2 protein-coding genes are annotated in these 14131 nt (G+C 64.8%); one reads left to right on the top strand and one right to left on the bottom strand.

The features are described 5' to 3' along the window. Window positions 1-205: 205 nt before the first annotated feature. A complete protein-coding gene (locus tag Q7F16_RS23055; RefSeq protein WP_024619408.1) occupies window positions 206-754 on the bottom strand; it encodes an RNA polymerase factor sigma-70 in 549 nt (182 codons plus the stop codon). Window positions 755-1023: 269 nt separating this feature from the next. Between Q7F16_RS23055 and Q7F16_RS23050 the strand changes: the two genes are divergently transcribed. Beyond that, the gene (locus tag Q7F16_RS23050; protein ID WP_409556941.1) at window positions 1024-14010 is read left to right on the top strand and encodes a non-ribosomal peptide synthetase; all 12987 of its coding nucleotides are present in this window, start codon (window positions 1024-1026) and stop codon (window positions 14008-14010) included. The last annotated feature ends 121 nt before the right edge of the window (window positions 14011-14131 follow it).

Below are 14131 nucleotides of genomic sequence, written 5' to 3'. Positions count from 1 at the left end.
GGGCAGGTGGTGGTCATCAGGCCGCCATCGCGGGCAAGCCTTGCTCCCACAGGCCCCGGGCTTCATACACTATTTGCCCGCCAGAAAAATCTTTGGGAGCAAGGCCTTGCTCCCATAGGCTCTGGGCTTCACAAGCTATCTGCCTGCCAGAAAAACCTGTGGGAGCAAGGCTTGCCCGCGATGGGGCCGGAACTGACATTTCATATCACCGCCGGGCGAAGGTATCTCCTCGAACCCCCGACACCTTGCGGCAATGCACCAGGGCATCGCGGATCATGAAGTTCACCAGCGTCGGCGAAACGCCCAGCTCCTTGGCGATGTCCTTCTGTGGCACGCCATGCAGGCGGTACATCTCGAAGGCATAGCGGGTGCGGCTGGGCAATTCGGTCAGCGCGTCGGCGATGTGCTCCAGCGTGGAGAAGTTGATATGGGAGGTTTCTGGCGAAGCACCCTGTATCACCACGTTCAACCCTTCCTCTTCCGGCCCCGAGTATTTCTGTTCCAGCGCCTGCTTGCGGTAGTGGTCGATCGCCAGGTTGCGCACGATCTGGAACAGGTAGCTGAGCTGGGCCTTGAACGAGGAGGTGATCTGCGGCGCCGATTGCAGCCGGAAAAACGCGTCCTGCACCACATCTTCCGCGCGGGACCGGCAGCCGGTAATGCGCGCCGCGATCTTGACCAGGATCAATCGGTTGTCCACGAATGCCTGGAGTAACGGTGAGTCGCACCTGCTTGTGGATACTTGTTCCGTCATGGAATTCACCTTGCTGCAAAAAGTTAGCAGGGCGTCCGGATGCCGGCCCCGTCCTGCACATCGAGCGCCAAATTAGGCTTAATGATAATGATTGTCAATTGAGAAAAAGAATTATTGCTGTAATAAAGCCCAGCCTCGGCCCTGCGACCCATTGCCGCGGCGCTGGGCTGTCGGCTGCTTCGGTGCGCAGGCTTCGCGACTAATTATTTGCCGCTGCTATCCGTTCCCATGGGTGACAACTTGCAAGCCGAATCCAGGCAGGAAACCCCATGACCGACGCGTTCGAACTCCCCAGCACCCTGGCTCATGCCCTCCAGCGCCGCGCCGCGTTGACGCCGGACCGGGTGGCCCTGCGCTTCCTTGCCGACACCCCGGAGCAGGGGGTGGTGTTGAGTTATCGCGACCTGGACCTGCGCGCCCGGACCATCGCCGCCGCCTTGCAGGCCGAAGCGGAGCTGGGTGATCGCGCCGTGCTGCTGTTCCCCAGCGGCCCGGATTACGTCGCGGCATTCTTTGGCTGCCTCTACGCCGGGGTGATTGCCGTGCCGGCCTATCCGCCGGAGTCTGCCCGCCGCCATCATCAGGAGCGCTTGCTGTCGATCATTGCCGACGCCGAACCGCGCCTGTTGCTCACCAGTAGCGATCTGTGCGAGCCGTTGCAGGCTATCGAATCGGCACCGCCGGTGTTGTGCGTCGATACCCTCGACCTGGCCCGCGCCGGGCAATGGCGGATGCCGACGCTGCTGGACGATGACATTGCCTTCCTGCAATACACCTCCGGCTCCACCGCGCTGCCCAAGGGCGTGCAGGTCAGCCACGGCAACCTGGTGGCCAACGAATTGCTGATCCGTCATGGCTTCGGCATCGACCTGAATCCCGATGACGTCATCGTCAGCTGGCTGCCGCTGTACCACGACATGGGCTTGATTGGCGGCTTGCTGCAGCCGGTGTTCAGCGGCGTCCCCTGCGTATTGATGTCGCCGGCCTACTTCCTGGCCCGGCCCCTGCGTTGGCTTGAAGCGATCAGCGAATACGGCGGCACCATCAGCGGTGGCCCGGACTTCGCCTATCGGCTGTGCAGCGAACGGGTCAGCGACTCGGCCCTGCAGCGTCTCGACCTGAGCGGCTGGCGCGTGGCCTATTCCGGTTCCGAGCCGATCCGCCTCGACACGCTGGAGCGGTTTGCCGAGAAGTTCGCTCCGTGCGGCTTCACACCGGACAATTTCATGGCCTCCTACGGCCTGGCCGAAGCGACCCTGTTCGTCGCCGGCACGCCACGCCGCCACGGTATTCCTTCGCTGCGGGTGGATGATGGGGCACTGGCGCAAAACCGAGCCGAGCCGGGGCAGGGCAGTGCGGTGATGAGTTGCGGTGTCAGTCAGCCTGGGCACGCGGTGCTGGTCGTCGAGCCCGCTACGGTGCAGCCGTTGGCCGACAATCAGGTCGGTGAAGTCTGGGCTGCTGGCCCGAGCATCGCTCTGGGTTACTGGCGCAACCCTGAAGCCAGCGCCAAGACCTTTGTCCAGCACGATGGCCGGACCTGGCTGCGTACCGGTGACCTGGGTTTCCTGCGCGACGGCGAGCTGTTCATCACCGGTCGTCTGAAAGACTTGCTGATCGTGCGCGGGCATAACCTCTATCCCCAGGACATCGAGCAAACCATCGAGCGTGAAGTGGAGGTGGTGCGCAAGGGCCGCGTGGCCGCGTTCGCGGTCAACGATAACGGCGAGGAAGGCATCGGCATCGCTGCGGAAATCAGCCGCAGCGTGCAGAAAATCCTGCCGTCCGAAGCCTTGATCAAAGCCATTCGCCAGGCCGTGGCCGAGGCCTGCCAGCAAGCCCCGAGCGTGGTGGTGCTGCTCAATCCCGGCGCGTTGCCCAAGACCTCCAGCGGCAAGTTGCAGCGCTCGGCGTGCCGCAGTCGATTGGCCGACGGCAGCTTGGACAGTTATGCGCAGTTCCCATCAGCCGAGGCAGAAGTCGCTGACGAGTCTGTGCCGTCCTCCGAGCTGCAAACACTCATCGGCCAAATCTGGCGGGAGCAGTTGCAGGTCGAACACGTCCAGGCTGACGATCACTTCTTCCTGCTGGGCGGTAATTCCATCGCCGCCACCCAGGTGATCGCACGGCTACGGGAAAGCCTGGGGCTGGAGTTGAACCTGCGCCTGCTGTTCGAAGCCCCGACCCTGGCCGCGTTTGCCGCAGCGGTGGCGAACCAGCAACAGGACGGCGGCCAGCCTCAAGGCGCGATCAGCGCATTGTCGCGCGACGATGCGTTGCCGCAATCCCTGGCCCAGAACCGTTTGTGGATCACCTGGCAGCTCGACCCGGCGAGCCATGCCTACAATATTCCCGGCGCCTTGCACCTGCGCGGCGAGCTGGACGAAGACGCGCTGCGCGCCAGTTTCCAGCAACTGATCGAACGCCATGAGTCCCTGCGCACGCGGTTCCTGGAGCGGGATGGCGTGCCCCTGCAACAGATTGATCCGGCCGGTGAATTCAAGCTGCGTGTCATCGATCTCGGCGACCTGCCTGCCGACTCGCGCGAAGCCCGGGCGCGGCAGGTTCGAGAAGACGAAGCGGCCACGCCGTTCGATCTGGAGAAGGGGTCGCTGCTGCGGGTCAGCCTGTTGCGTCTCGACGAGGATGACCATCAGCTGCTAGTGACACTGCACCACATCATCGCCGACGGCTGGTCGATGAATGTATTGATCGAAGAGTTCTCCCGGGTGTACGCCGCAGCCTCCCAAGGCCAGGTCGCTGAGCTGGCGCCGTTGCCCTTGCAATACGCCGACTACGGCAGTTGGCAGCGCCAGTGGCTCGCCCAGGGTGAGGCCGAGCGCCAACTGAGCTACTGGAAGCAGCAACTGGGCGCGGAACATTCGGCTCTGGTGCTGGGCACGGATCACCCGCGCAGCGCTCAACGCCAGCGCAGTGCCACGCGGCATAGCCTGCGCCTGGACAAGGGCCTCGGCGAGGCCCTGCGCCACGTGGCCCAGGCCCATGACGCGACGCCGTTCATGCTGTTGCTGGCAGCCTTCCAGGCGCTGTTGCAGCGTTACACCGGCCAATCCGACCTCCGCATCGGCGTGCCCAACGCCAACCGTCCGCGCCTGGAAACCCAGGGACTGATCGGCTTCTTCATCAACACCCAGGTGCTGCGCGGGCAGGTCGATTCACGTCAGCCATTCGCTGCGCTGCTGGCCCAGGCCCGGGAAGCCACGCTCGGTGCCCAGGCCCATCAGGACCTGCCGTTCGAACAACTGCTCGAAGCGTTTCCCGAGGCGCGTGAGCAAGGCCTGTTCCAGGTGATGTTCAACCATCAGCAGCGTGACTTGAGCGCCTTGCGGCGCCTGCCGGGGTTGCTGGCCGAGGCGTTGCCGTGGCACAGCCGCGAAGCCAAGTTCGACCTGCAACTGCACAGCGAAGAAGATCGCAACGGCCGTTTGACGCTGTCGTTCGACTACGCCGACGAACTGTTCGAGGCGGCGACCATTGAGCGGCTGGCAGCGCATTACTGCAACCTGTTGCGGGCGGTCTGTACCGATCCGCAACAAGCCATCGGCGATGTGCCGTTATTGGGCGCCGATGAGCACAGCCAACAGCAGCAATGGAGCGCAGCCCCGTGCGAGCCGGCCAGCCAATGGCTGCCGGAGCTGTTGAACGAACAGGCCCGCGGCACGCCGCAACGCACTGCGTTGCGCTGGGACGGTGGTCAACTCGATTATGCCGAGCTGCACACCCAGGCCAATCGCCTGGCCCATTACCTGCGGGACAAGGGCGTTGGCCCGGACGTATGCGTGGCGATTGCCGCCGAGCGTTCGCCGCAGTTGCTCATCGGTGTGCTGGCCATCATCAAGGCCGGCGGTGCCTATGTGCCGCTGGATGCGGACTACCCGGCCGAACGCCTGGCCTACATGCTCCACGACAGTGGCGTCGATCTGCTGCTGACTCAAACCGCGCTGCTCGAACGTTTGCCGGCGTGCGACGGCGTCAGTGTCATCGCCATGGACGCCCTGCACCTGGAGCAATGGCCAAGCAATCCACCGGGCCTGCACCTGCACGGCGAACACCTGGCCTACGTGATCTACACATCTGGCTCCACCGGCCAGCCCAAAGGCGTCGGCAATACTCACGCGGCCCTGGCCGAGCGCCTGCAATGGATGCAAGCGACCTACGGGCTGGATGCCAGCGATGTGCTGATGCAAAAAGCACCGATCAGTTTCGACGTGTCGGTCTGGGAGTGCTTCTGGCCGCTGATCACCGGCAGCCAACTGGTACTGGCTGGCCCCGGAGAGCACCGTGACCCGCACCGCATCGCCCAGTTGGTGCAGCAGTTTGGCGTGACCACGCTGCACTTCGTGCCGCCGTTGCTCAGCCTGTTTGTCGATGAGCCGCTCAGCGCCCGCTGCAGCAGCCTGCGCCGGCTGTTCTCCGGTGGCGAAGCCTTGCCCGCCGAACTGCGCAACCGGGTGTTGGCGCAACTGCCGGCGGTGCAATTGCACAACCGCTACGGCCCGACTGAAACCGCGATCAACGTCACCCATTGGCATTGCACCGAGGCCGATGGCGAGCGCTCGCCGATCGGCCGTCCCCTGGGCAACGTCCTGTGCCGGGTACTCGACAGCGAGCTCAATCCCGTGCCGGCCGGTGTGCCGGGCGAGCTGTGCATCGGCGGCCTGGGCCTGGCCCGGGGTTACCTCGGCCGCCCGGGCCTGAGCGCCGAGCGCTTCGTCGCCGACCCATTGGGGCCGGCCGGTGCGCGGTTATACCGCACCGGCGACTGCGCGCGTTGGAACGCTGACGGCGTGATCGAATACCTCGGCCGCCTCGACCAGCAGGTCAAGCTGCGCGGTTTCCGGATCGAACCGCAGGAAATCGAAGCGCGCCTGCTGGCCCAGGACGGCGTCGCCCAAGTGGCGGTGCTGGTGCGCGACACCTCGGCCGGCCCGCAGTTGATCGGCTATTACACCGCCCCGGATGTCGCTCAGGACCAGGACGAGTTGAACATTCGACTCAAAACCGCCCTGGCCGCCGAGCTGCCCGACTACATGGTGCCCACCCAACTGCTGCGCCTGGACACCATGCCCCTGGGCCCGAGCGGCAAGCTCGACCGCCGCGCCTTGCCCGAACCGCAGTGGCAGGTGCGCGAGCACGTCGAGCCGGCCAGCGCCCTGGAGCAGCAAATCGCTGGCATCTGGCGCGACGTGCTGGGCCTTGCGCGCATCGGCCTGCGGGACGATTTCTTTGCCCTCGGCGGCCATTCGCTGCTGGCGACCCAGATCATTTCCCGCACCCGCCAAACCTGTGACGTCGAACTGCCGCTGCGCACTTTGTTCGAAGCCAGTGAACTGGGCGCCTTCGCCGAACAAGTGCGCTTGATCCAGGCCAGCGGCCAGACCAACCGCCAGCCGCCCATCGAGAAGGTCGACCGCAGCCAACCAGTGCCGCTGTCCTATTCCCAGCAGCGCATGTGGTTTCTCTGGCAGATGGAGCCGGACAGCCCGGCCTACAACGTCGGTGGCATGGCGCGCTTGCGCGGGGTGCTGGATGTCGGGCGCTTCGAGGCGGCCTTGCAGGCGTTGATCCTGCGCCACGAAACCCTGCGCACCACGTTCCCGAGCGTCGACGGCGTCGCCCGTCAGCAGGTGCACGGCGAGACGGGCCTGCGCATGGGCTGGAAGGACTTTTCGCTGCTGGCCGCCGACATTCGCCAGCAGCGGGTGCAACAACTGGCCGACAGTGAGGCCCACCAGCCTTTCGACCTGGAAACCGGGCCGCTGCTGCGGGCTTGTCTGGTCAAGACCGCCGAGCATGAGCATTACTTCGTGCTGACGCTGCACCACATCGTCACCGAAGGCTGGGCGATGGACATTTTCGCCCGTGAATTGAGTGCGCTGTACGAAGCCTTTATAGACGACCGTGAATCCCCGCTGGAACCGTTGCCGGTGCAGTACCTGGACTACAGCGTCTGGCAACGTCAGTGGCTGGAGTCCGGCGAGCGTCAGCGACAACTCGACTATTGGACCGCGCAACTGGGCCGCGAACACCCGCTGCTGGAGCTGCCCGGTGACCGTCCGCGTCCATCGGTGCAAAGCCATCGCGGCGAACTGTTCCGTTTCGATCTCAGCGATGAATTGGCGGCGCGGGTCCGCGCCTTCAACGCACAACAGGGCCTGACCCTGTTCATGACCATGACCGCCGCCCTGGCCGTGTTGCTCTATCGCTACAGCGGCCAGACCGACCTGCGCATCGGCGCGCCGGTGGCCAACCGTATCCGCCCGGAAAGCGAAGGGCTGATCGGGGCGTTCCTCAACACCCAGGTGTTGCGTTGTCAGCTCGACGGGCAGATGTCGGTGGGCGAACTGTTCGAGCAGGTGCGCCACACCGTCATCGAAGGCCAGTCCCATCAGGATTTACCGTTCGATCATCTGGTGGAAGCCTTGCAACCACCGCGCAGTGCGGCCTACAACCCACTGTTCCAGGTGATGTGCAACGTGCAGCGCTGGGAATTCCAGCAGAGCCGCACGCTGGCCGGCATGAGCGTCGAATACCTGGTCAACGACGCCCGGGCCACCAAGTTCGACCTCAACCTGGAAGTCACCGACCTGGATCAGCGCCTGGGTTGCTGCCTGACCTATAGCACCGACCTGTTCGACGAACCGCGCATCGCGCGCATGGCCGGGCACTGGCGCAATCTGCTGGAAGCGTTGCTGGTCGATCCGGCCCGACGCCTGAGCGAACTGCCGTTGCTGGACACCCGCGAGCAGCAACAGCTGCTCGACAGCCTGGGCGTCGAGCCCGGTGAGCATCGCCTAAACCAATGCCTCCACGAACTGTTCGACGAACAGGCGCGGGCGCGTCCCGACGCACCGGCCCTGACTTTCGCCGGGCAGACCCTGACGTATGCGCAACTGGACAGCGGCGCCAATCGCCTGGCCTGGATGTTGCGCGAGCGAGGCGTCGGGCCGCAGGTGCGGGTGGGCCTGGCCCTGGAGCGTTCGCTGGAAATGGTCATCGGCCTGCTGGCGATCCTCAAGGCCGGCGGCGCCTACGTGCCGCTGGACCCGGAATACCCGCTGGACCGCTTGAGCTACATGATCGAGGACAGCGGCGTCAGTCTGCTGCTCAGTGACCGGGCGATGTTCCAGGCCCTCGGTGCGTTACCCGAGGGCGTGGGCTGCTGGTGCCTGGAAGATGATTCGGCGGCCCTGGCCCAATACCCGGATCACTCGCTGCCGTTGATCAACCTGCCGCAGCACCAGGCGTACCTGATCTACACCTCCGGCTCCACCGGCAAGCCCAAGGGCGTGGTGGTGTCCCACGGTGAAATCGCCATGCATTGCCAGGCAGTGATCCAGCGCTTCGGCATGCGTCCAGACGACTGCGAGCTGCATTTCTACTCCATCAACTTCGACGCGGCCACCGAACGTCTGCTGGTGCCGTTGCTCAGTGGCGCCCACGTGGTGCTGCGGGCCCAGGGCCAATGGGACGCCGAGGAAATCTGCGGGCTGATTCGCCAGCATCGCATCAATATTCTTGGCTTCACCCCCAGCTATGGCAGCCAGTTGGCGCAGTGGCTGGCGACTCAGGGCCAGACCTTGCCGGTGCGCATGTGCATCACCGGCGGCGAGGCCCTGACGGGCGAGCATTTGCAGCGCATTCGCGCGGCGTTCAGCCCGAGCCTGTTCTTCAACGCCTATGGCCCGACCGAAACCGTGGTCATGCCGTTGGCGAGCCTGGCTCCGGAGCGATTGGAAGAGGGCGCGGCCAGTGTGCCGATTGGCAGCGTGATTGGCGCCCGCGTGGCGTACATTCTCGACGCCGACCTGGCGTTGGTGCCGCAAGGCGCCACGGGTGAGTTGTATGTGGGCGGCGCCGGTCTGGCCCAGGGTTATCACCAGCGTCCGGGCATGACCGCCGAGCGTTTCGTCGCCGACCCGTTCGCCACCGAGGGTGGACGCCTCTATCGCACCGGCGACCTGGTGCGCCAGCGTGCCGACGGTCTGGTTGAGTATCTGGGACGGATCGACCATCAGGTGAAAATCCGCGGCTTCCGCATCGAATTGGGAGAAATCGAAAACCGCCTGCTGGAACATGACGCGGTGCGCGAGGCCGTGGTAGTGGCCCTCGACACGCCCGGCGGCAAGCAACTGGCCGGCTACTTGGTGAGCGACCTCGCCAGCCAGGACGGCGAGCAACAAGCGACCCTGCGCGAAGCCTTGAAAAATCACCTCAAGGCCCAGCTGCCGGACTACATGGTGCCCACACACCTGATCCTGCTGGCGAGCATGCCGCTGACCGCCAACGGCAAGCTCGACCGCCGCGCCTTGCCGATGCCCGATCCTGAACTCAATCGCCAACACTACGTGGCGCCGAGCAATGCCCTGGAGCAGACCCTGGCGGCGATCTGGTGCGACGTGCTGAACGTGGCGCAGGTAGGCCTCAACGATAACTTCTTCGAGCTGGGCGGCGACTCGATCCTGTCCATCCAGGTGGTCAGTCGCGCCCGGCAGCAGGGCATTCATTTCACGCCCCGGGACTTGTTCCAGCACCAGACCGTACAGACCTTGGCTGCCGTTGCCACGCGTAGCCAGCAGGTGCTTGCCGAGCAGGGCCTGTTACAGGGTGAGTCCGGGCTGACGCCGATCCAGCACTGGTTCTTCGAGCGCCAGATCCCCAACCAGCACCACTGGAACCAGGCGCTGGTGCTGGCGCCGACCACGGTCCTGGCGCCGCAACCGCTGGAACAGGCACTGCGCAGCGTCTTCCAGCACCACGATGCCTTGCGCCTGGGCTTCGACGAAAGCACCGGGCACTGGCGGGCCGAGCACCAGCCGTTGTCTGACGCGGCGCTGTTGCAGCACGTGTCCGTGGACACCGCGCAGGATTGCGAAGCGTTGTTTGCCGAGACGCAGAGCCGTTTCAATCTATCAACCGGGCCATTGCTGCGCGCAGTGCTGGCGCAGTTACCCGATGGCCGGCAACGGTTGCTGATCGTCATCCATCACCTGGTGGTCGACGGTGTGTCGTGGCGGGTGCTGATGGACGATTTGCAAACCGTCTACCGCCAGCTCACCACTGGGCAGGAGGTACAACTGCCGGCCAAGACCAGCCCATTGCGGGACTGGGCCGCGCGCTTGCAGGCTTACGCCGGCAGCGAATCCCTGCGCGAAGAACTGCAGTGGTGGCAAGCGCAGTTGAGTGGCGCGCAGGTGCAACTGTCGTGCGCGAATCCCGAGGGCGGGCTGCAGGAGCGTCATGCTGAAACTGTCAGCGTGCGCCTGGACGTCGAGCGCTCCCGGCAACTGTTGCAACAGGCGCCGAGCGCCTATCGCACCCAGGTCAACGACCTGCTGCTTACCGCGCTGGCCCGGGTACTGTGCCGTTGGAGCGGCCATGCCTCGGCCCTGGTCCAGCTTGAAGGCCACGGCCGCGAAGCGCTGTTCGACGACATCGACCTGACCCGCACCGTCGGTTGGTTCACCAGCGTCTACCCCGTGCGCTTGAGTCCAGTGGGTGACGACTTCAGCGCGTCGATCAAGGCGATCAAGGAACAACTGCGCGCGGTGCCCCACAAGGGCCTCGGCCATGGCGTATTGCGCTACCTGACGGACGCGACGACTCGCCAGACGATGGCCAGCCTGCCGCACGCGGCGATCACCTTCAACTACTTGGGTCAGCTCGACCAGACCCTGGGCCAGGATGCATTGTTCCAGGCGCTGGATGCGCCGTTGGGGGCGATCCACGATCTCGATGCGCCGCTGCCCAATGAGCTGAGCGTCGACAGCCAGGTCAGCGGTGGCGAACTGGTGCTGCGCTGGACGTTCAGCCGTGAACGTCATGATCGTCAGGCTATCGCCACCCTGGCCGAGGCCTACCTCGATGAGTTGCAACGTCTGATCGAGCACTGCCTGACAGACGAGGCGGGCGGGCTGACGCCATCGGACTTCCCCCTGGCGAAGCTGACCCAGGGTCAACTCGACAGCCTGCCGGTGCCGGCCGGGCAGATCGAAGACGTCTACCCGCTGACGCCCATGCAGGAAGGCATGCTGTTGCACACCTTGCTGGAACCGGGCACCGGCTTGTACTACATGCAGGACCGCTATCGCATCAACAGCGAACTGGACCCGCAGCGTTTTGCCCAGGCCTGGCAAGCGGTTATCGCCCGGCATGAAGCCTTGCGCGCGTCGTTCTGCTGGAACGTCGGCGAAGACATGCTGCAAATCATCCACAAGCCCGGCAGCACCCCGGTGGATTACCTCGACTGGTCCGAGGTGCCCGAAGACGCCCAGGAAACCAAGCTCCAGGCGCTGCTCAAGAACGAGCGCGAGGCCGGTTTCGATCTGTTGAACCAGGCGCCGTTTCACCTGCGACTGATTCGGGTCGGCGCGGCGCGCTACTGGTTCATGATGAGTAACCACCACATCCTCATCGATGCGTGGTGCCGTTCGCTGCTGATGGACGACTTCTTCGAGATCTACACCGCCCTGGGTGAAAACCGCGAACCGCAGTTGGCCGTGCCACCGCGTTATCGCGACTACATCGGCTGGCTGCAGCACCAGAGCCTGGCCGAAGCCCGCCAGTGGTGGCAGCGCAACCTGCAAGGCTTCGAGCGGACCACGCCGATCCCGGGCGACCGGCCATTCCTGCGCGAGCACGCCGGTGACAGCGGCGGCATGATCGTCGGCGACTGCTACACCCGTCTCGATGCCCGGGACGGTGCACGGCTGCGGGAATTGGCCCAGGCCCATCAACTGACGGTCAACACCTTCGCCCAGGCGGCGTGGGCCCTGGTGCTGCGGCGGGTCAGCGGCGACCGCGACGTGCTGTTCGGCGTCACCGTGGCCGGGCGCCCGGTGGAGCTGCCGCAGATGCAACGCACTGTGGGGCTGTTCATCAACAGCATCGCCTTGCGCGTGCAGATGCCTGAGGACCATCAGCGTTGCAGCGTGCGCCAGTGGCTCAGCGATTTGCTGGACAGCAACATGCAACTGCGCGAGTACGAATACCTGCCGCTGGTGAGCATCCAGGAGGTCAGCGAATTGCCCAAGGGCCAGCCGCTGTTCGACAGTTTGTTCGTGTTCGAGAACGCGCCGGTGGAGGTCTCGGTGCTGGACCGCGCCCAAAGCCTCAACGCCACTTCGGATTCGGGCCGGACCCACACCAACTTCCCGCTGACGGCGGTCTGCTACCCGGGAGATGACCTGGGACTGCACCTTTCGTACGACCAGCGCTACTTTGATGAAAGCACCGTCCAGGGGCTGTTGGGCGAGTTCAAACGGTTGCTGCTGGCGTTGATGGAGGGCTTGCACGGCGACATGAGCGAGCTGCCGCTGATCGGTGCCGAAGAACAGGACTTCCTCATCGAGGGCTGCAACCAGAGCGAGCATGCCTATCCGCTGGAGCAGAGCTACGCTGAGTTGTTCGAGGCGCGGGTCGCGACCCATCCCCACCGCCCTGCGGTCAGTTGCCTGGACGCGAGCTACAGCTACGCCGAGTTGAATGCGCGCAGCAACCGCCTCGGCCACGCCCTGATCGCGTCCGGTGTCGGCCTGGATCAGCCAGTGGCGCTGCTGGCCGAACGGGATGCCGAGTTGCTGGGCATGATCATCGGCAGCTTCAAGGCCGGTGCCGGCTATCTGCCGCTGGATCCCGGCCTGCCGAGCCAGCGCCTGAGCCGCATCATCGAATTGAGCCGCACGCCGTTGCTGGTTTGCACCCAGGCCTGCGAGGCTCAGGCGCAGGCCCTGTTGGACGAGTTCGCCTGCTCTGGGCGGCCAAAGTTGCTGGTGTGGGAAACCGTCCAGGCCAGCGCTCTTTCGCTGGAAAACCCAGGGGTCTACAGCGGGCCGGATAACCTCGCCTACGTGATCTACACCTCCGGCTCCACCGGCCTGCCCAAAGGCGTGATGGTGGAGCAGCGAGGCATGCTCAATAACCAACTGAGCAAAGTGCCGTACCTGGCGCTGAGCGAGGCGGATGTGATCGCCCAGACGGCTTCCCAAAGCTTCGATATTTCGGTCTGGCAGTTCCTGGCCGCGCCGTTGTTCGGTGCTCGGGTCGACATCGTGCCCAACGCCATTGCCCACGACCCGCAAGGGCTGCTGGAGCATGTACAGCAGCAGGGCATTAGCGTGCTGGAAAGCGTGCCGTCGCTGATCCAGGGCATGCTTGCCCAGGAACGCATCGCTCTGGACGGCTTGCGCTGGATGCTGCCCACCGGCGAAGCGATGCCGCCGGAACTGGCGCACCAGTGGTTGTTGCGTTACCCGGACATTGGCCTGGTCAACGCCTACGGTCCTGCGGAATGCTCGGATGACGTGGCGTTCTTCCGGGTCGACAAGGCGTCGACCCGCGGCGCTTACCTGCCGATTGGCACGCCCACCGACAACAACCGTCTGTACCTGCTCGACGGCGCGCTGGACCTGGTGCCGCTGGGCGCGGTGGGTGAGTTGTGCGTGGCGGGCACCGGGGTCGGGCGTGGTTATGTCAGCGATCCGTTGCGCACTGCCCCGGTCTTTGTGCCGAACCCGTTCGGCGCGCCGGGGGAGCGGCTGTACCGTACCGGCGACCTGGCGCGGCGGCGCAGCGATGGAGTGTTGGAGTACGTCGGGCGCATCGACCATCAGGTGAAGATCCGCGGCTACCGCATCGAACTGGGGGAAATCGAAGCACGCTTGCATGAACAGCCGCAAGTGCGCGATGGGGCGGTGGGTGTGCAGGAGGGCGCCAATGGCAAGCATCTGGTCGGCTACCTCGTGGCCACCGACTCGGCGCTCAAACCCGCCGAGCGCCTGGAGCGCATCAAGCAGCGCCTGCGGGCCGAACTGCCGGAATACATGGTGCCGCTGCACTGGTTGTGGCTCGAGCGCCTGCCTCTCAACGCCAACGGCAAGCTCGACCGCAAGGCCTTGCCGGCCCTGGAGATCGGCCAGTTGCAAAGCCAGGACTACCAGGCTCCCGGCAATGAGCTGGAACAGACCCTGGCAGACATCTGGGCCCAGGTGCTGAAAGTCGAGCGGGTGGGGGTGCGGGACAACTTCTTCGAACTGGGCGGGCATTCCCTGCTGGCGACGCAAATCGCCTCACGGGTGCAAAAGGCCCTGCAACGCAACGTGCCGCTGCGGGCGATGTTCGAATGCAGCACGGTGCAGGAACTGGCCGACTACATCGATGGGCTGGCGGCCAGCGAAATCACCGAGGAGAAGGTGGATCGGTTGAATGATTTGATGGCGGAGTTGGAAGGAATGTAGTTTTGCGGCGTCTATAAGGACCCCTTCGCGGGCAAGCCTTGCTCCCACAGGGATCGGTTGCGAGCAGATTATCTGTGTTCGAGCTTCTCAACCCTGTGGGAGCAAGGCTTGCCCGCGATGG

The sequence above is a fragment of the Pseudomonas sp. Lb2C2 genome (assembly GCF_052112205.1).
Taxonomy (GTDB): Bacteria; Pseudomonadota; Gammaproteobacteria; order Pseudomonadales; family Pseudomonadaceae; genus Aquipseudomonas; species Aquipseudomonas kilonensis.
This window is presented reverse-complemented; position numbering and strand designations above follow the sequence as displayed.

Coding starts and splice junctions, on each gene's coding strand:
- Q7F16_RS23055 (WP_024619408.1), bottom strand. CDS start 754: ATGACGGAACAAGTATCCACAAGCAGGTGCGACTCACCGTTACTCCAG.
- Q7F16_RS23050 (WP_409556941.1), top strand. CDS start 1,024: ATGACCGACGCGTTCGAACTCCCCAGCACCCTGGCTCATGCCCTCCAG.